This window comes from Variovorax sp. CF079 (assembly GCF_900101545.1).
Taxonomy (GTDB): domain Bacteria; phylum Pseudomonadota; class Gammaproteobacteria; order Burkholderiales; family Burkholderiaceae_C; genus Variovorax.
On sequence record NZ_FMZU01000005.1, the window covers coordinates 157,033 to 175,621 of the forward strand.

The 18,589-nt window shown below is 68.9% G+C and carries 19 protein-coding genes; 11 read left to right on the forward strand and 8 right to left on the reverse strand.

The window, feature by feature from the left end; all coding sequences use genetic code 11:
- Position 1: 1 nt before the first annotated feature.
- Entirely contained in the window at positions 2-1,549 is a 1,548-nt protein-coding gene (locus BLS74_RS08250; protein ID WP_093104400.1) for an alkaline phosphatase D family protein, read from the reverse strand.
- 8 nt (positions 1,550-1,557) lie between these two features.
- Positions 1,558-3,132, reverse strand: a complete 1,575-nt coding sequence (locus BLS74_RS08255; protein ID WP_093104401.1) for a phospholipase D family protein — start codon at positions 3,130-3,132, stop codon at positions 1,558-1,560.
- A 61-nt stretch (positions 3,133-3,193) separates the two neighbouring features.
- On the opposite strand from BLS74_RS08255, the gene BLS74_RS08260 reads away from it, so the two are divergent.
- Together BLS74_RS08260 and BLS74_RS08265 are read left to right on the forward strand one after the other, a co-directional pair.
- Entirely contained in the window at positions 3,194-4,423 is a 1,230-nt protein-coding gene (locus BLS74_RS08260) for a nucleoside recognition domain-containing protein (RefSeq protein WP_093104403.1), read from the forward strand.
- Positions 4,424-4,486: 63 nt separating this feature from the next.
- The gene (locus BLS74_RS08265; protein ID WP_093104405.1) at positions 4,487-4,996 is read left to right on the forward strand and encodes a flavin reductase family protein; all 510 of its coding nucleotides are present in this window, start codon (positions 4,487-4,489) and stop codon (positions 4,994-4,996) included.
- Positions 4,997-5,008: 12 nt separating this feature from the next.
- On the opposite strand, the gene BLS74_RS08270 is transcribed toward BLS74_RS08265, so the two are convergent.
- Positions 5,009-5,728: a GntR family transcriptional regulator gene (locus tag BLS74_RS08270; RefSeq protein WP_093104406.1), complete on the reverse strand. Its 720-nt coding sequence runs from the start codon at positions 5,726-5,728 to the stop codon at positions 5,009-5,011.
- Between the two features lie 125 nt (positions 5,729-5,853).
- Between BLS74_RS08270 and BLS74_RS08275 the strand changes: the two genes are divergently transcribed.
- The 8 genes from BLS74_RS08275 to BLS74_RS08310 are packed head-to-tail and all read left to right on the forward strand — an operon-like array spanning position 5,854 to position 13,134.
- Positions 5,854-6,837, forward strand: a complete 984-nt coding sequence (locus BLS74_RS08275; protein ID WP_093104408.1) for a Bug family tripartite tricarboxylate transporter substrate binding protein — start codon at positions 5,854-5,856, stop codon at positions 6,835-6,837.
- A gap of 13 nt (positions 6,838-6,850) precedes the next feature.
- Entirely contained in the window at positions 6,851-7,603 is a 753-nt protein-coding gene (locus BLS74_RS08280) for a sulfite exporter TauE/SafE family protein (RefSeq protein WP_244503795.1), read from the forward strand.
- Positions 7,604-7,622: 19 nt separating this feature from the next.
- Complete coding sequence (locus BLS74_RS08285; RefSeq protein ID WP_093104410.1) at positions 7,623-9,029, forward strand: amidohydrolase family protein; 1,407 nt, start codon at positions 7,623-7,625, stop codon at positions 9,027-9,029.
- A gap of 31 nt (positions 9,030-9,060) precedes the next feature.
- Positions 9,061-9,588, forward strand: a complete 528-nt coding sequence (locus BLS74_RS08290; protein ID WP_093104411.1) for a BON domain-containing protein — start codon at positions 9,061-9,063, stop codon at positions 9,586-9,588.
- On the forward strand, positions 9,585-10,514 hold the full coding sequence (locus BLS74_RS08295) for a DMT family transporter (protein ID WP_093104413.1): 930 nt from the start codon (positions 9,585-9,587) through the stop codon (positions 10,512-10,514). The genes BLS74_RS08290 and BLS74_RS08295 overlap by 4 nt, the downstream gene beginning before the upstream one ends.
- A gap of 42 nt (positions 10,515-10,556) precedes the next feature.
- Positions 10,557-11,717, forward strand: a complete 1,161-nt coding sequence (locus BLS74_RS08300) for an ATP-binding protein (RefSeq protein ID WP_093104414.1) — start codon at positions 10,557-10,559, stop codon at positions 11,715-11,717.
- A 19-nt stretch (positions 11,718-11,736) separates the two neighbouring features.
- The gene (locus tag BLS74_RS08305; protein WP_093104416.1) at positions 11,737-12,651 is read left to right on the forward strand and encodes a glutaminase; all 915 of its coding nucleotides are present in this window, start codon (positions 11,737-11,739) and stop codon (positions 12,649-12,651) included.
- Positions 12,652-12,660: 9 nt separating this feature from the next.
- A complete protein-coding gene (locus BLS74_RS08310; protein WP_093104418.1) occupies positions 12,661-13,134 on the forward strand; it encodes a hypothetical protein in 474 nt (157 codons plus the stop codon).
- Here BLS74_RS08310 and BLS74_RS08315 read toward each other — a convergent pair.
- From BLS74_RS08315 to BLS74_RS08330, 4 genes are read right to left on the reverse strand one after another with little or no spacing between them, the layout of a single operon-like run.
- Positions 13,119-14,465, reverse strand: a complete 1,347-nt coding sequence (locus BLS74_RS08315) for an MFS transporter (protein WP_093104419.1) — start codon at positions 14,463-14,465, stop codon at positions 13,119-13,121. The genes BLS74_RS08310 and BLS74_RS08315 overlap by 16 nt on opposite strands.
- Complete coding sequence (locus tag BLS74_RS08320; protein WP_093104421.1) at positions 14,462-15,577, reverse strand: MBL fold metallo-hydrolase; 1,116 nt, start codon at positions 15,575-15,577, stop codon at positions 14,462-14,464. Before BLS74_RS08320 ends, BLS74_RS08315 begins: the two co-directional genes overlap by 4 nt.
- Positions 15,578-15,611: 34 nt before the next feature.
- Entirely contained in the window at positions 15,612-16,412 is an 801-nt protein-coding gene (locus tag BLS74_RS08325) for an SDR family NAD(P)-dependent oxidoreductase (protein ID WP_093104422.1), read from the reverse strand.
- A gap of 7 nt (positions 16,413-16,419) precedes the next feature.
- Positions 16,420-16,926, reverse strand: coding sequence for an ester cyclase (locus BLS74_RS08330; protein WP_093104424.1), 507 nt, complete (start codon positions 16,924-16,926; stop codon positions 16,420-16,422).
- A gap of 115 nt (positions 16,927-17,041) precedes the next feature.
- Here BLS74_RS08330 and BLS74_RS08335 point away from each other — a divergent pair, with 115 nt between their 5' ends.
- Positions 17,042-17,668: a Crp/Fnr family transcriptional regulator gene (locus BLS74_RS08335; protein ID WP_244503796.1), complete on the forward strand. Its 627-nt coding sequence runs from the start codon at positions 17,042-17,044 to the stop codon at positions 17,666-17,668.
- On the opposite strand, the gene BLS74_RS08340 is transcribed toward BLS74_RS08335, so the two are convergent.
- Complete coding sequence (locus BLS74_RS08340) at positions 17,665-18,555, reverse strand: LysR family transcriptional regulator (protein WP_093104427.1); 891 nt, start codon at positions 18,553-18,555, stop codon at positions 17,665-17,667. The genes BLS74_RS08335 and BLS74_RS08340 overlap by 4 nt on opposite strands.
- Between the last annotated feature and the right edge of the window lie 34 nt (positions 18,556-18,589).

Sequence of the window (18,589 nt, forward strand, 5' to 3'; positions counted from 1 at the left end):
TCTAGGCTGGCAGCACCCCGGCCAGACCGGCCTCGACCGCAAAGCGCGCCTGCGTGTGGAAGCTCGCATCGGACGCTACCGGATACGCGGTCGCGCGGAATTCGCACTGCATCGCCTCGGGCGTGAGCTCCATCAGCGCATAGCCTCGCTCGTCGCCGCGGGCATGCACGACGTCCGGGTTGTCGCGCCGCATGCGCGCCATCGCAGCCTGGCTCGCGCCGCGCGAGCTGATCGAACCGCCCACGAATTCGCTCGCGACCACCGGCGAGCCGGGATCGTTCGGCTGCACGCGCAGATTGGCGGCGACGTAGCGGTGCACGTCGCCGCCCAGCGCCACCACATCCTTGACGCCCGCGTCGGCGACGCCCTGAAACAGGCGCCGGCGCGCTTCGGGATAGCCGTCCCAGCCGTCGGTCCAGGTCTGGCGGCCCTGCGGCGTCTCGAGGCCAGTGGGGCTCATCTGGGTGGATTGGCCGAAAAGCTTCCACTGCCGCCTCGAACCGGCCAGGCCCTGCGCGAACCATTGCGACTGCTCGGCGCCGAGCATGGTGCGCGCGGGGTCCGCGAGCTCCGCGCAGCCGATCACCCCACGGCCGGAATCACGGGCCGGATCGGCGCAGGCATGGTGGCTGCGGTACTGGCGGCAGTCCAGCGTCCAGAGCTCGGCCAACCGGCCCCAGGCATAGCGGTCGTGGATGCGCATCGCCGCGCCCTGCGGCGGCAGCGCGAGCGGCATGTGCTCGAAATAGGCCCGGTAGGCCGCGGCGCGGCGGGCCAGGAAAAGTGCGGGCTCGGTATAGGCCGGGTCGCGATCGTCGGCATAGTCGTTGACCACCTCGTGGTCGTCCCAGGTCAGGATCCACGGATGCGCGGCATGCGCCGCCTGCAGGTCCGCATCGCGCTTGTAGAGCGCATGGCGCTCGCGGTAGGCCCCCAGCGTGTGCGGTATGGGCGCGCCGTGCCGGCGCATTTCGGGGGCCGTGCTGCTGCCCTCGTAGATGTAGTCGCCGACGAAGAGCACGAAGTCCAGCTCGCGCCCGGCGATCTCGCGGTGCGCGGCATAGAAGCCATGCTCGTAGTTCTGGCAGGAGGCGAGCGCGAAGCGCAGCCGCCGCACATCCGCATCCGGCGCCGGCGCGGTGCGCGTGCGGCCCACCGGACTTTGCGCGTCGCCGCAGCTGAAGCGATACCAGTAGTCGCGCTGCGGCGCCAGGCCCTGCGCGTGGACGTGCACGCTGAAGGCGCGCGAGGCATCGGTCACGACCTCGCCTTGCATGACCAGGCGTTGCAGCGCGGCGTCGCCGTAGATCTCGTAGCGCACGGTGCAGGCCGGCATGGCATTGCGGGCCGATTCATCTTCGGCATCCGGCATCAGCCGGGTCCAGAGCACGACGCTGTCCGGCCGCGGCTGGCCGCTCGCGACCCCGAGCGTGAAGGGGTTCGAGCGCCAGCGCGGCGCGGCCTGCGCGCAGGCGGCCAGCGGTGCAGCGCAGCCGGCGAGCGCAAGCCACAGGGCGGCACGATTGAGGTCTCGACGGCTGAGATTCATGGCACTCCTTACAACAGCTCTTCGCCCACCAGCGGCAACAACATCCAGTTCTGGAAGCGCAGCCAAAAGTAGCCGCCCGGCTCGTCATCATGGACGATGTCCTTGCCGGCCTCGTCGTACTCGAGCCACTGCACGTGCTGGCCGTCGGGTGCGAGTCGGAGCCGGTACGAGATGTTGGTCCGCGTGCCTGACAGGAGCCGCCTGAAGTCCGCGACCAGCTCGGCGCTGTTGACGACCAAGCCCGTCTCGGTATTGACCGAGGACGAGCGGCGGTCCAGGTTCATGGAGCCGATGAAGAGGCGGTTGTCGTCGATCACCGCCAGCTTGGCATGCAGCCGGCTGATCGACTTGCCGAAATCGCCGAAGCGGCCGGACTTTCCGCTGAGCACCGGCCCGATCTCGCGAATGGTCACACCGATCCTGAGCATGTCGGCGCGGTAGCGCGCGTAGCCCGCGTAGACCAACGGTTCGTCGGTGGCGCCCAGCGAGTTGGTGACGAGCTCGATGCGTCCGCCCCGCGCCATCGCCGTCTTCATCATCGCCATGCCACGCTCGCCGGGAATGAAGTACGGCGACACGATCATCACCCCTTTGCGTGCCGAATTCACCACGCCGAGCGCGCCTTCGTTCACGCTGCCGCGATAGGCTTCTTCGCTGCTCGCGCGCGTGATCTTGGCCGGATCGTCGGCGAACAGTTGCGCGCTGGCCCAGTAAAGGTCGAGCGCGCCCGCCTCGAGCTGCTGGCCGACGGCGCTGCGGTCCAGCACGTCGCGCGGGCGCAGGGGCACATCGGGCGCGGCCGCGCTTGCGAGCTCGTCGAAACGGCGCCGGGCAAGCTCGGGCGGCATCGCGCCCGGCACCACGTTGCCGATCGGCCGCACCTGCTCGCTGTTCCAGTAGCGGTCGAAGGCGTCGGACATCTCGCGCACGATCGGTCCGCAGGACAGCAGGTCCACGTCGATGAAATTCGCAGACGTGCTGCGCATGAAGTATTCGCTCGCGATGTTGCGGCCGCCCGAGACCGCGAAGCTGTTGTCGGCCACCAGCTGCTTGTTGTGCATGCGGTGGTTGATGCGGCCGAATTCATGCAGCGAGAACAGGACCCGCATGACCAGCGACCCACCGCGTGAAGGCAGTGGATTGAACAGCCGCACTTCGACGTTCGGGTGCGCGGCCAGCGCGAGGAGCAGCTCGTCCTGGCCGCCCGTGTAGAGGTCGTCCATCAAGAGGCGCACGCGCACACCGCGCGCGGCCGCGTCGCGCAGCTCGCGCAGGAAGAAGAGGCCCACTTCGTCGTTGTGGATCAGGTAGTACTGCACGTCCAGCGACTTCCGGGCATGGCGGGCCAGCGAGATGCGCGCATCGAAGGCGAAGGGCGCTTCGGGCAGCAGGCGAAAGCCCGAGGAGCCGGACTGCCCAGCCGGGGCAGCGTTTGCAGCGAGCTGCGCCAGGTGCGTATCTGCGACGTCGGTGATCGCGTGCGTCGGCACGCCCGGCACCGGTGCGGGCAGCGTGGCACAGCCGCCGAGCAGCAGGGGAGCGAGGAACATCAGCACGGCGCCGAATTTCGCGAGCTTCGACATGCGCCGCAATGTAACGCTGCACCGCCCCCTATGATCGGCGCGCATTCAACAAGGGATACGCGTGCTCAACGGCCTGTGGCTCGGTTTCTTTCTGACGGCAGCGCTGGCTGCGCTTGTGCGCTGGCTCGTCGGCGGCGACGCCGCGGTGTTCGCCGCCCTGGTCGAAAGCCTGTTCGCGATGGCCAAGCTGTCGGTCGAAGTGATGGTGCTGCTGTTCGGCACGCTCACGCTGTGGCTGGGCTTCCTGCGCATCGCCGAGGCAGCCGGGCTGGTGGCCGGGCTCGCGCGCATGCTGGGGCCGCTGTTCCGGCACCTCATGCCCGAGGTGCCCGCGGGCCACCCGGCGCTGGGCCTCATCACGATGAACTTCGCGGCCAATGCGTTGGGCCTGGACAACGCGGCCACGCCGATCGGCCTGAAGGCGATGCGCGAACTGCAGACGCTCAATCCGAGCGCGACCACGGCAAGCAACGCGCAGATCCTGTTCCTGGTGCTCAACGCCTCCTCGCTGACGCTCTTGCCCGTCACGATATTCATGTACCGCGCGCAGCAGGGCGCGGCCGATCCGACGCTGGTGTTCCTGCCGATCCTGATCGCGACCAGCGCTTCCACGCTGGTCGGGCTGCTCTCGGTGGCCTTCGTGCAGCGCCTCAGGCTGTGGGATCCGGTGGTGCTGGCCTACCTGCTGCCGGGCGCGCTGCTGCTCGGCGGCTTCATGGCGCTGCTGGCAACGCTTTCATCGGCTGCCCTGGCTTCGCTGTCCTCGCTGCTCGGCAACCTCACGCTGTTCGGAATCGTGCTCGCTTTCCTGCTGGCCGGCGCGCTGCGGCGCGTGAAGGTCTACGAGTGTTTCATCGAGGGCGCCAAGGAAGGCTTCGACGTCGCGAAGAACCTGTTGCCCTACCTGGTCGCGATGCTGTGCGCGGTCGGTGTGCTCAGGGCCTCGGGCGCGCTCGACATGGTGCTCGCCGGCATCCGCTGGCTGGTAGGGCTGACGGGCTGGGACGCACGCTTCGTCGATGCGCTGCCCACGGCGCTGGTCAAGCCCTTCTCCGGCAGCGCGGCGCGCGCGATGCTGATCGAGACCATGCAGAGCCAGGGCGTCGACAGCTTCGCGGCGCGGGTCGCGGCCACCATCCAGGGCAGCACCGAGACCACCTTCTACGTGCTGGCCGTGTACTTCGGGGCCGTGGGCATCCAGCGCGCGCGGCATGCGGTGGGGTGTGCGCTGCTGGCGGAACTGGCCGGCGTGGTCGGCGCCATCGCCGTCGGCTACTGGTTCTTCGGCTGAAAGCTTGCGACAGCGCCATCCGAGGCGATCGGCCAGAATAGGCTTTCACTTCCCCGCTTCCCCGTGACCGCTCCCGCCCAGGCGCAACCGCCTTCCTTCACGTCCGACGAATTCCGCGAGGCGCTCGGCATGTTCGCGACCGGCGTGACCATCGTCACGGCGCGCGCCGCCGACGGCAGCCTCGTCGGCCTGACGGCCAACTCCTTCAACTCGGTGTCGCTGGCCCCGCCGCTGGTGCTGTGGAGCCTGGCGCGCGGCGCGGCCTCGATGGCGGCGCTCAGCACCGGCTCGCACTACGCGATCAACATCCTCGCCGCCAGCCAGAAGGAGCTGGCCGAACGTTTTGCGACCAAGGACGTCGACCGCTGGGCCGATGTCGCCTTCAGCGAGGGCGTGGGCGGTGCGCCGGTGCTGGTGGGCGCGGCTGCGAGCTTCGAGTGCTTCAACCGCAGCCGCTACGACGAAGGCGATCACGTGATCTTCGTCGGCGAGGTCGAACGCTGCACCCACAACCCGGGCGCCTCGCCGCTGCTGTTTCACGGCGGGCGCTTCTACACCGAGCATCCGCTGTAGCGCAGGCAGCGCTCAGCGCCGCAGGCTGAGCTTGTAGCGGAAGGTGTCGGCGCGGTAGACCGCGATCTCCACGTGCACCGGCCCGCCGCCGGCCGCGTGCACCAGCCGCTCGACCTGCAGCACCGGCGAGCCGGGCGCGAGCTGCAGCAGCTTCGCTTCTTGCGGCCGCGCCAGCCCGGCGCCGATCTCCAGCTGCGCCTCACCGATCTCCAGGCCGCCTTCGTGCTCGAAGATCTCGATCAGGTCGCGCTGCGAGAAGTCCACGCGCGCCAGCCGCTCGCCCAGGAAGCGCGGCAGGTAGGAGTTGTTGACCGAGAGCGGCTCGCGGTCGAGGTAGCGCAGCGTCTGCAGGTGGTACACGGTCTCGCCGGCAGTGAGCTGCAGCTGGCGCGCCACGGCAGCCGGCGCCTTCACTTCGCGCCACGCGAGCCGCTTGCTGCTGACCGCGTGCTGCTCCAGCGCCAGCGCCTCGTTGAGGCCCTGCAGGCGGTTCAGGCTCTGCGCCGCCTTCGGGTGGGATACGAAGGCACCTTTTCCGTGCAGCTTGACGATCAGGCCCTCGGCCTGCAGCGCACCCAGGGCCTGCCGCACGGTGATGCGGCTCACGCCGTGCTCGGCGGTCAATTCCGATTCGGAAGGCAGCTTGGCCCCCGGCGCGAGCTGGCCGTCGAGGATGCGCGCACGCAGCGCGTCGCGAAGCTGCGCATGCAGCGATTGCGGAAGTTCAGACATTCGTCACCCTGGGATTTGATTTGGCATAGGGTTTGCATGGCTTGTTATGACATGTCATAACAAGTAGTATCTCGCACTGTCTGGGTGCTTTTTTTCCGTTCATTCCATCGACCGAGGAAACGACCATGTTTGCAACCCGCGCCTTCTTCCGTTCCGCCGCCGCGCTCGCGCTCGGCGCCAGCCTCGGCGCCGCCCAGGCCCAGGGCTACCCCGCCAAACCGATCTCGCTGATTGTGCCGTTCTCGGCCGGCGGCGGCGTCGACGCCACGGCGCGCCTCTTGACTGCCAAGCTCGGCGAGCTGCTCAAGCAGCCGGTGGTGATCGAGAACGTGGCCGGCGCGGCCGGCACCATCGGCACCCAGAAGGCCGCGCGCTCGCCGGCCGACGGCTACACGCTGCTGTTCGCGGTGGCCAGCCCGCTCAACGTCGCGCCGCTGGTCGCACCCTCGGCCGTGCGCTACGACACCTTCAAGGATTTCGTGCCGATCGCGACGGTGGGCACCTCGCCCTTCGTGCTGATCGGCAAGACGGCGCTGCCCGCGCGCACCGCGGGCGAACTCATCCAGCTCGCGAAGGCGCAGCCGGGCAAGCTCAACTTCGGCACCGACGGCGTCGGCACCTCGCTGCACGTCACGGCCGAGATGTTCAAGCAGCGCGCCGGCATCGACATCGTGCACGTGCCCTACAAGTCCGGGCCGCAGGTGCTGACCGACGTGGCCGGCGGCCAGGTCGATCTGGCGGTGCTGCCGCTCACGCTGGCGCAGCCTTTCATCAAGGACGGCAAGGTGAAGGCCTTCGGCGTCACCTCGCTGGCCCGCTCGCCCAGTGCGCCGGCGATCCCGGCGCTGGCCGAGACGCCGGAGCTCAAGGGCCTGGAGATGGATTCGTGGCTCGGCGTGCTGGCCCCGGCCGGCACCCCACCCGCCGTGATCGCGGCCTGGGTGAGCGCGCTCGACGCCACCCTCAAGGACCCGGAGATCGCGCGCAAGCTCGGCGACGTCGCGGTCAAACCGCAGCTGATCGCCGGACCGGCCTTCGCCGACTACCTGGCCAAGGAACGCAAGACCATCGCCGGCGTGGTCCAGACCGCCGGCATCAAGGCCGAGTAACGAGAGTGTCCCGATGCTGATGACGATGACCAGCGCCTGGATCGTGCTGCCGGCCGTGCTCTTGGCCGGCGCGCTGATCGGCGCCAGCGGCATCGGGGGCGTGCTGCTGGTGCCGGTGCTGACCCAGCTGGGCGCGGTGCCGCTGCCGCAGGCGATCGCCGCGGCATCGCTGGGCTTCGCGCTGCCCGCACTGGTCGCGCTCGGCCCGCTGCGCCGGGAGCGCGCCCTGGCCGCGCGCTGCGTGCCGCTGCTCGCTGGCGCGCTCGCGGGTGCCGCCGCCGGGGCGCTGATGCTGCGCTGGCTGCCGGCCGGCCTCCTCATGTCCGGCGTGACGGCGTTGGTGCTTTTCGCGGGCTGGCGCGGCTTGATGGCGGCATCGAACCCGGCGCCCGCATCCGCGGCGCCTCTCGGCACCACGGCCCTGCTCGCGCTGGGTGCGCTGGTGGGGCTCGGCTCCGCACTCACCGGCACCGGCGGGCCGGTGCTGGTGATCCCGCTCCTGATGCTGCTGCGCCAGCCGCTCGCCTTCGCGGTGGTCGCGGCGCAGGCCATCCAGTTGCCAGTGGCGCTGGCGAGCAGCACGGTGCATGCGATCGAAGGCCGGCTCGATCTTTCACTTGCGCTGCTTTGCGGCGTGTTGATGCTGGCGGGCTCGATCGCGGGGCAGCGCGCCGCGGCCCTGCTCGACGTGCGGCAGATGCAGCGCATGGTGTCCCTGCTGCTGCTGGCCGTGGGGGCCTGGTTCGCCTGGCTGCTGCTGGCCTGAAACTTTCAACGGAGCGACCATGCTGTCTCCTGACCAACTCGATACACGCAAGGACTTGTTGCTGGCCCCCGAATGGCTGATGCTGCCCGAGGGCCCGCAGCAGGACATGGCCGTGCTGGTGCGCGACGGCCGCTTCGCGCAGGTGGGCCGGCTGGCCGAGGTGAGCGCGGCGCATCCGGGCCTGGCGCCGATCGCATTGCCCCAGCGGCTCCTGATGCCGGGCCTGGTCGACACCCACACGCACCTGACCCAGTCCTTCGGCAAGGCGCTCGCCTTCGGCGAACCCTCAGAGATCTTCCGCCGCATCTGGGTGCCGATGGAATCCATGCTCGGTGCCGAAGCGGCCTACCTCGCCGCCAAGCTCTCGGCGCTTGAGTCGCTGCGCGGCGGCTTCACGACGGTGGTCGATGCGGGCACCCGGTCGGAGGCCGGCCTGGATGCCGTGGCGAGCGCGGCACGCGACACCGGCATCCGCTGCGTGCTCGGCATGATCTGCAACGACGCGGGCCTCGAAGGCGACGAGGCCGGCACCCGGTGCATCCTCGACGCGGCCGCGACCTTCCTGGCCCGGCTCGAACACGACCCGCTGGTGCATCCCTCGCTCGCGATCTCGATCCCGGAGGCCGCGACCGATCGCATGCTGCACGACGTGGCGGCCCTCACGCAGGAAAGCGGGCGCCGCTTCCAGACCCATGTGAACGAACACCTGGCTGCCGTCGAACGCTCGCTGGTCGCGCGCGGCCAGCGTCCGCTCGAACTGCTGCATGCCTGCGGCGCGCTCAACGCCTCGGCCCTGCTCGCGCATGCCACGCTGCTGACGCCGCGTGAAATGGGCCTCTTGCGCGACAGCGGCGCCGCCGTCGCCTACAACCCGGTGGCCAGCCAATGGAAAGGCAACGCGGTGCTCGATGCCGGCCTGCTGGCCATGCTGGGCGTGCCCTTCGGCCTCGGCACCGACGGCACGCGCGCCGACGGCTTTCGGCTGATGGACGCGGCCGAGGCCACCCAGCGCCTGACGCACGGCCTGGCCAACGGCGACTCCTCCTGCGGTGGCGGCTGGCTCTGGCTCGATCACGCCACGCACCGCGGTGCCGAGGCCGCGGGCCTGGGCAGTGTCACCGGCCGCATCGCCTGCGGCCTGGCCGCCGATTTCCTGCTGCTGGACCTCGACGTGCCGGAGTTCGTGCCGAGCTGGGACCTGACATGGGAGCTGGTGCGCTTCGCGAACCGCGACCAGATCGAGGCGGTGTTCGTCAACGGCGCGCTGCGCCTGTGGAAGGGCTGGCCGCCAGCCTGGGATGCGCGCGCGCTGATGAGCGAAGTGGCCGCCATTGCGCGCCGCGATGTCCAGCGCGCGCCGATCCAGCGCGTGCATCCCACGACCGACCTGCACCGCGCGCAGCAACGTCCCCCGGCTGCCGCCTGAAGGAATCGCGCAGGCGGGCTACGATCGGCGCATGCCTTTACGCCTGCGCCGCGCCGCGCCGGTGGCACTGCTCGCCATGGCCTGCGCAGCAGCCATCGCCAGCTCCGAGAAGAAAAACTGGTTCGACGATCCCTTCTTCCAGGTGTCGTCGGGTGCACACGGCTGCCCCGTGCCCGAAGGCCCGCTCTACACCGCCGAAGAGCGCCGCAGCCAGATGCATGCGCGGCTGGAGCGCGGCACCAGCTGCTGGCTCGAAGGCAAGTGCAGCGACAGCAACGCCTACCGCTACGACAAGGTTCTGGCACCCAAGGTGCAGGCCGCGCTCGGCGCAGTGCCCGGCGTGAAGCGCGCGAGCGTCTGGGCCGTGGTGCAGCGGCGCTGGGTCTATCTGCAAGGCTGCGTGCCATCGCGCGCGCTGGCGCAGCGGCTGACGCAGGCGGCGCGCGCCGTGCCCGATGTCGAGCTCGTCGTCGACGACCTGATGATCGGCACGCACGGCAAGCCCTCGTATGCGCTTGCCCCACCCAGAACAGAGACAAGTCCCAGAAGAAAAGAATGATTGAAAGAAGACACCACCTTGACACCCGTGCCACCACCCTGCTGCTCGCCTGCTGCGCTTTCTGGGGACTGCAGCAGATCCTGATCAAGACCACCGTGACCGAGGTGCCTCCTCTGTGGCAGGCATCGATCCGCATGGTGGGCGCGGTGGTGCTGCTCTGGCTGTGGTGCCTGTGGCGCCGCGTGCCGCTGTTCGAGCGCGACGGCACGCTCGCCGGCGGCCTGCTCGCGGGCTTGTTGTTCGCGGGTGAGTTCACCTGCATCTACATAGGGCTGCAGCACACCACCGCCTCGCGGCTCACGGTGTTTCTCTATACCTCGCCCTTCGTGGTGGCATTGCTGCTGCCGCGCTTCGTGCCGGCCGAGCGGCTGCGCGGCATGCAATGGATCGGGCTTGCGATCGCCTTCGCCGGCGTGGTGCTGGCCTTCAGCGAGAGCTTCGGCCACAGCAGCTCGGGCCAGTTGTTCGGCGATGCGCTCGCGCTCGCGGCCGGCGTGCTGTGGGGGCTGACGACGCTCGCGATCCGCACCACCCGGCTCGCCACCGCCAGCGCCGAGAAGACGCTCTTCTATCAGATCGCGGTCACCGCGGCGGTCTCGCCGCTGCTGTCGCTCGCGCTCGGCGAGCGGTGGGGCTTCTCATACTCCACCTACGCCTGGTTCTCGATCTTCCTGCAGACCGCGATCGGCGCCTTCGCGAGCTACCTGGCCTGGATGTGGATGCTCCGGCACTATCCGGCGACGCGCATCTCCTCCTTCACCTTTCTCACGCCCCTGTTCGCGCTGGTGTTCGGCGTGGTACTGCTCAAGGAGCCGCTGACGTTGCAGCTGGTGCTGGCGCTGGCAGGCGTGGCCCTGGGTATCTTGCTGGTGAACCGACGCGCGGGCGTGAAGGAAAAGCCTGAATCAATGGGTCGTGCAAACTGAAGAAAATTTCTTCAATTTGCACGACCTGCCTAGAATCGGGGCATGATCCCGCGCGACATCGCCCCATTGGCCGCACGCCTGGCACAGCAGTACCCGGTGCTCACTCTCACGGGTCCACGGCAAAGCGGCAAGACCACGTTGTGCCGCGAGCTGTTCGCCGGCAAGCGCTATGTCACGCTGGAAGACCCTGACACCCGCCGCTTTGCGCACGAAGATCCGCGCGGCTTCCTGAAGGGCATCGAAGCCGGCGCCATCGTCGACGAGATCCAGCGCGCGTCGCAACTGCCGTCCTATCTGCAATCGCTGGTCGACGAGGATACGTCGCCGGGCCGTTTCATCCTGACCGGCAGCCAGCAATTCGAACTGATGTCGCACGTAAGCCAGTCGCTGGCGGGCCGAACGGCCGTGCTGCGCCTGCTGCCGTTTTCGCTCGCGGAAGTCGCACAGATCCATCCCGTTCCCGAACTTCCACAGACCCTGCTTACGGGCTTCTATCCGCGCATCCACGACCGCGGCCTGGATCCTTCGCAGGCCCTCGGCGACTACTTTGCCACCTACGTGGAACGCGATCTGCGCCAGCTGGCTGCAGTGCACGACCTGCAACGCTTCGAGCGCTTCGTGCGCCTGTGCGCAGGTCGCATCGGCCAGCTCGTGAACCTGACGAGCCTGGGCAACGATGCCGGCGTCTCGCACGCGACTGCGCGAGCCTGGCTGGACCTGCTTCAGACCAGCTACATCGTGCACGTCCTGCCGCCCTGGTTCACCAACACATCGAAGCGTCTGGTCAAGAGTCCCAAGCTCTACTTCCACGATGTGGGGCTGGCGTGCTGGCTGCTCGGCCTGCGTACGCCGGAACAGGTCGCGCGCGATCCGCTGTTCGGCAGCCTGTTCGAGAACTTCGTGGTCATCGAGGCGTTGAAATCGCGTTTCAACCGCGGCGAGACGGCGGAGATGTATTTCTACCGCGACGCCACCGGCAACGAAGTCGATCTGCTGCTGCCATCCGGACGTCGATTCCGCGCGGTCGAGATCAAGGCCGGCGCCACGGTCAACTCCGACTACTTCAGGGGGCTGTCGGGGTTTTCTGCGCTATTTCCGGATGCGCTGGAAGGCGGCAGTGTTGTCTATGGCGGCGAGACGGCCCAGATGCGCAGCGACTGGCCGGTCATTCCGTGGAAGCGACTGCAGAATCCACCGAAATGAATGCGTCACGCCCACGCTCATGAACTTCCAACCCATCCTCGACGAGATCAACGCGCAGATCCGCCCCCTGCTGGGCGCCGGCGGCACGGTCGCCAGCTACATCCCCGCGCTCGCGCGCGTGCCGGCGCAGCAGTTCGGCATCGCGCTGCGAACCTGCCAAGGACAGGAGGCATCTGCCGGCGATGCTGCGACGCCCTTCTCGATCCAGAGCATCTCCAAGCTCTTCACGCTCACGCTCGCGATGCGGCGCATGGGCGACGCGCTGTGGGAGCGCATCGGCCGCGAGCCTTCGGGCAATCCATTCAACTCGCTGGTGCAGCTCGAGCATGAGCAGGGCAGACCGCGCAATCCCTTCATCAATGCCGGCGCCATCGCGGTGGCCGACCGGCTCGTGAGCCAGGGCGATGCCAAGGCCGACATCCTCGAACTCATGCGCAACCTGTGCGGCGAGCCCATCGGCTTCGATGCCGAGGTGGCAGCCTCCGAGGCCGCGACGGGCTACCGCAACTACGCGCTCGCGAATTTCATGAAGAGCTTCGGCAAGCTCGACAACGGCGTCGAGGCCGTGCTCGACATGTACTTCCACCAGTGCGCGATCCGCATGAGCTGCGTGCAACTGGCGCGCGCCGCCGGCTTCCTGTGCCGCGACGGCGCCCACCCGCGCGACGGCGAGCCGGAGATCACGACCGAGCGCCATGCGCGGCGCATCAACGCACTGATGCTGACCTGCGGCACCTACGACGCCGCCGGCGACGTGGCCTTCTCGATCGGCCTGCCCTGCAAGAGCGGCGTCGGCGGCGGCATCGTCGCGGTGGTGCCCGACCAGCTCACGCTGTGCGTCTGGTCGCCCGCGCTCGATGCCACGGGCAATTCGCTGCTGGGCATGAAGGCGCTCGAACTCTTCGTTGCGCGCACCGGCCTTTCCATCTTCTGACCCACCCCCATGACAGAACAGACCACCCTCATTCAAGAAGCCACCCTCTGGAGCGACGAGCGCTGGACCGCCCGCGTGATCAAGAACGAAGACGACGACGGCTGGGCCGTTTCGATGACGCGCCACGGCGACCCCGAACCAGCGCTGGTCGGGCCCTGGACCATGGGCCGCGACAAGAAGAATCCCAAGCCGCTCGATGCGCCGGCCTTCCACACGCTGGTCAAGACGGCTGCCGAGGTGCTGCGCCGGCACGAGCAGCAGCTGCATGCGCAGCTCAACAAGAGCGTGAGCGTCGGCGCGGGGTCGGAGCGCATCCGCGTCTCGCTGCAGATCGTGCCGGATGAGGACAACCCGCATGCCGTGCTCCGCGCGCACGACGAACTCGGCGCGCAGCTGGGTGAGGTGCGCGTGGCCCCGGGCTTCAAGCTCAATGCCGACAGCGCGGCGGCGTGGATCGAAGGCGACTTTCAGAAACCGCGCTGAGCCTGCGGCAGCGCGCTCCTCGGCAGCGCCAGCAGCATCAACAGCGCCGACAGCACGAGCGCGCCGCTCAGGATGTAGAGGCTCAAGCCGAAGCCGCCGGTCGCGGTCTTGATCACACCGACCATCATCGGCGCCACCATGCCCGCGCTCCCGCCCACGGTGCTGATCAGCGCGATGCCGGTGGCGGCAGCGTTCTTCGACAGGAAGGATCCGGGCACCGCCCACAGGATGATGAAGGCGCTGCCGATGCCCGCCGCGGCCAGCGCCAGGCAGGCCACCGCGGCCGGCGGGTTGTGCATGAACAGCGTGGTGAGCGACAAGCCGAGCGCGCCGACGACTGCCGCCACCGCAAAGTGCCAGCGTCGCTCGCGCGTGCGGTCGGAATGGCGGCCGACCAGGATGCTTGACGCGATGCCGACCACCGCAGGCACGATGGAATAGAAGCCGATCTGCAGCACGCTGAGGCCCATGGCCTTCATCATCGTCGGCTGCCAGAACGCCAGCGCGTAGCTGCCCAGGATGATCAGGAAGGACATGAAGCCCAGCAGCCACACGCGCGCGTCGCGCAGCGCGCTGCCGATGGTCTGGCGCCCGGCCGGGCCTTGCGCGGCCTGGTCTTCCTCCAGCGTGCGCAGCACGCGCAGCTTTTCGGCGCCGCTGAGCCAGGGCGCATCGGCGGGGCTGTTGGAAAGCCAGAAGAAGGCCGCGATGCCCAGCAGCACGCTCGGCAGGCCCTCCAGCAGGAACAGCCATTGCCAGCCCCTGAGCGAGAGAGCGCCGTCGAGATAGGTCATCGTGAGCCCGGCGATCGGCCCCGCGACGATGGGCGCGGCGCCATAGGCCATGAAGAACAGCGCCGTGACCTGTGCGCGGCGGCGCGAGGGGTACCAGAGCGTCAGGTAGAACAGCACGCCGGGCGCGAAGCCGGCCTCGAACACGCCGATCAGGAAGCGCAGCACGTAGAACTGCGTGGGCGTGCTGACGAACATCATCGCGGCCGAAGTCAGCCCCCACAGCGCCATGATGCGCAGCAGCGTCGCGCGCACGCCGATGCGCGCCAGCATCAGGTTGCTCGGGATCTCGAACAGCGCGTAGCCGACGAAGAAGATGCCGGCGCCGAGCCCGAAGATCGCATCGCTGAAGCCCAGCTGGTCCTTCATCTGCAACTGCGCGTAGCCGACGTTGGTGCGATCCAGGTAGTTGAGGACATAGCACGCGAACAACAGCGGGATCAGCCGCCAGGTGATCTTGCGAAAGAGCGCGTCGTCGGCGCGCGCCGCCATTTCGTGCGGGGCGCCGGTGAGGGAGCCGGCGAGGGTTGCGGTGTTCATCGGGTTTCTCCTTCGTTGTCGTGTTTCGTGCGCGCGTCTCGGGCCGCCACCGGCGTGCCGAAGGCGGTCTCGCCCCACAGGTGGCTCGCGGGCGCCCCCGGGAACAGCCAGTGCGGCGTGCACTCGCTCGACGGCACGACGTTGCTGAACTCGTGCGTGGCCGAGGCGCCGGCGATGGTCTTCTCGAGCACCATCGAGAGGTACTGGTCGTTGCTGCCTTCCTGCGTGTTGCCGTTGAGGATCGCTTCCGCGCCCGTAGCAAGAGCGTAGCGGCGAATGCCGTTGTGGCGCGAATGCTCGGGCGCCCAGCTGTCGGCCGACACGCCGTTCTCGCTGCTCACGCGGATGCCGTCGGGCGTGCGGTACACCAGCGAATGGTTGCCTTCGGTATGGCCGGGCGTATGCACCAGCGCCACGCCGCGGCCGAGTTGCACGCTGCCCTCGAAGCCGAGGATGCGTTCGGCCGGAATGCCGTCCAGCCCGTGCGGGCAGTACCAGTCGGCCTGCACGGGCAGCAAGCCCTGCACGCTCGCAAGCTCCTGCCGATGCACCAGCAGCTTCGCGTTGGGCATGAGGCCCGGCGTCGTGCCGGTGCCGAGCCAACGCCTCAGGTCCTGCGTGTGCAGGTGGTCATAGCTGATGTAGTCGATCTGCGCCGGCGCCACGCCCATGTTCGCCAGGGCCTGCGGCACGGTCGAATAGATCGGTGCGATGGTGCTGTGCAGGAATTTCGGCGTCTGCTCGCTCAGCCGCTTGAAATAGGGTGTCTCGCCGCCAGCCTCGAAGTCGGCCGGCGTGAAGAGCAGCGTGCGAAGCTGGCCTTCGAAGTCCTCGAACTGGATCAACACGGTGCGCGACAGCAGGTGGACCATGTGCGGCTTCAGCAGCTGCTGCGCATACACGCCGCTGAAGGCGTACCAGGCCGGATACGGGATGCGCAGCAGGTCGACGCTGCGCGCGCAACGCACCGGCGCTTCGTCGAGAAAGCGCTCGCGGAACTGTGCGCCGCGATGGCGCAGCGCACGCAGCCGGTCCTGCGGCATCGGCGCGCTGCGGGCGCCGTCGAAGTCGGTGATCGGCAGCAGGCCGATCCGATGGGGATCGCGGATCATGGCTTGTCTCCTCTTTTCTTGATCCGGGTGCCGCTCAGTAGACCGAGCGCCCGCCCGAAATGTCGAACACGGCGCCGGTGCTGAAGGAGCAGTCGGCCGAAGCGAGCCAGCAGGCCATGGCGGCGACCTCGTCGACTTCGACGAAGCGTGCCATCGGTACACGCGCCAGCAGTACGCGGCGCATCTCTTCGCGGTGCTCGGGCGCAACGCCGGCAAAGATCGCGGTGTCGGCCGAGGCCGGCGTGATGCAGTTGAGCAGCACGCCGTCGCCGGCGAGCTCCTTGGCCAGCGATTTGGTGAAGGCGATCAGCCCGGCCTTGGATGCCGAGTAGGCGGCATTGAAGGCATTGCCCTCCTTGCCGGCCACCGAGGCGATGTTGATCACGCGCTGCCTCGCCGGTGCGCCCGGGTCCCGCTTTGGCTCGCGGCTGCGCGCGGCCCGCATGGGGGGCACCAGCGCACGGCAACAGAGGTACGCGCCCGTGAGATTGATGTCCAGCACCTCGCGCCATTGCGCCGGCGTGTAGTCCCAGCTCGGCGCCACCGGGCCGAGCACGCCCGCGTTGTTGACCAGGATGTGCACGTCGCCGAAGGCCTCGTGCGCCTCTTGCGCGGCCTGTTCGATCTGCGCCTCCTGCCGCACGTCGACCACCGCAGTGTGCACCCGCCCGAGCGGCGCCAGCAGCTCACGGGCCTCGGCGAGTGCGCCGGCTTCGAGGTCCCACAGCGCGACGCTCGCGCCGGCCTCCAGGTAACGACGTGCAATGGCCAGCCCGATGCCGCGCGCGCCGCCGGTGACGACGGCATGGCGCTCCTTGAGATCGATTGCGTTCATGGCACGATCAGGCCAGCGCCGCCCCAGTCGCCGCCTCGGCCCGGGGCTGGCCGAGCAGCGCTCCGATCAAACCCGGCAGCGCCGTACTCGGCATGCCGACCAGCAGCTGCCGGAGCATGCTGAGCGTGTCGTAGTAGACGCGCTCGCACACCAGCCGCTCGCCCTCGAAGATGAAGAACGCGACCATCCGGCAGCGGAAGGCATTGCCCGTCGGCGGCAGGCCCTTGAGCGGCCCGCGATGGGTGCCCAGCAGCCAGAACTCGACGACCACCGAATCGTCGGCGTGGCGCAGCCGGATGATCTCGTGGCGCTGATCCGGAAAGGCCTTGCGCGTCTCGGCGTAGTACGCACGCACCTTGTCGATGCCGTCGTGCACCTCGCCGCTGGCGATGAGTTCGTAGTGCGGATGCGGGAAGGTGCCGAGCACGGCATCGAAGTCCTGCCGGGTTTCGTCGGCGAAATGGTCGAGCACGAGTCGCTCGCGCAGCGCTTGGAGTGGTGTGGGGTTGTTCATCGTGGGTACTATCGGCAGGCGTCTGCGCGCAGACTGTCCTTTGTTGGCAGTTGCTTCTCCGGAGAAACCCGCAATGCCAGACTCGACGCCCCCGCCCGGCCAAGGCGCAGACGACATGCGCCTGCCCGAAGACATTCAGCAAACCCTGCTCGCCGTGGCCCATCGCCGGACGCTGGCACGCGGCGATTCGCTTTTCCACAAGGGCTCCTCGCCCGATGCCTTGTTCGGCGTGGTGAGCGGTTCGCTGCGCGTGAGCGTGGTCGCCTCCGGCGGGCGCGAGGCAGTGATCTCGATGCTCGAGCCCGGCCACTGGTTCGGCGAAGTATCGCTCCTGGTCGGACGCGAGCGCGTGTACGACACCTGCGCTGTCGACGCCACCGAGATGGCGGTGGTGGCCGCGAGCGACTTCCATCACCTGATCGCGACGCGTCCGGACGTGCACATGGCGTTCACGCGGCTGGTGTGCCTGCGCCTGCGACAGGCCCTGGCCTGGATCGACGACGCGATCCTGATGCCGCTGCCGGTCCGGCTCGCGCATCGGCTGTTGACGCTGGATGCGCGCGCCGGCAGTACCCTGCTCGCCGTGTCGCAGGAAGACCTCGCCTTCATGCTCGGTGTTTCGCGCCAGAGCGTGAACCGGCAACTGAAGCTGTGGGAAGAGGACGGGACGCTGCGCGTGGGCTACCGCAGCATCGAGCTGCTGGACCGCGCCCGGCTGGAGCACCACGCCGCCACGGCCTAGGCCTGCCCGAAGCGCGCGAGGATTTCAAGCACGCTCTCGGTGGCGCCGTCGAGCGTGGCGCGCGGCCGGTGCGCGATGCCGAGCCGGCGCACCAGGCGCGGGGAAAGCGGCAGGACCTGCATGCGCTCGTTGAGCGGCGCATCCGTGGTCTGCTGCAGCGGCAGCAGCGCGGCGCCGTAGCCGGCGGCCACCAGGCTTCGGATCGCCGCGTCGTAGTTGAGCTCGATGCGGGCGCGCGGCGAGTGGCCGGCGGCGGCGAACCATTCCATCGTGAGCCGATACATGTGGGTGGTGGCGTCGTTGAAGATCAAGGGCTGCGCGGCCAGCCACTGCGGCGTGGCCCGTTTCGGCGCCTTCCAGCGCTGCGGCACGAAAGCCATCATGGCCTGGCTGCGCCAGTGCGTGACCACCAGGTCGCGCAGCGGCGGCTGCGGCATCGCGACCAGGCCGATGTCGAGCGTGCCGGCCGCCAGCCGCGACATCGCCTCGTTCGAACCGAGGATGCTGACCTCGACGTCGATGCCCGCGTGATGCTCCTCCAGCGCTTCGAGCACCTGCGGCAGCAGGTCGACCACCACGCCGGTCGAGGTGCCCAGGCGCACGCGGCCCACGCGCCCTTCGGCCTGGCGCCGCACCGCATCGACCGCCTCGTCGGCATCGCGCAACAGGCGTCGCGCCCGCTCCACCAGCGCCGCGCCGGCCGCGGTGGGCGTCACGCGCCGGCTGCCGCGCACCACCAGCGGCGCGCCGAGCCGCGATTCGAGCTCGCTGATGTGCAGGCTCACCGTCGGCTGCGCGAGGTGCAGCGCCTGCGCGGCGGCGGAGAAGGTGCCCAGGTCGGCGATCGATACCAGGGTGCGGAGTTGGTCCAGGTTCAGCTGTCGCATCAGGAATCCTGATTAGTAGCTTCAGAAATCTCAA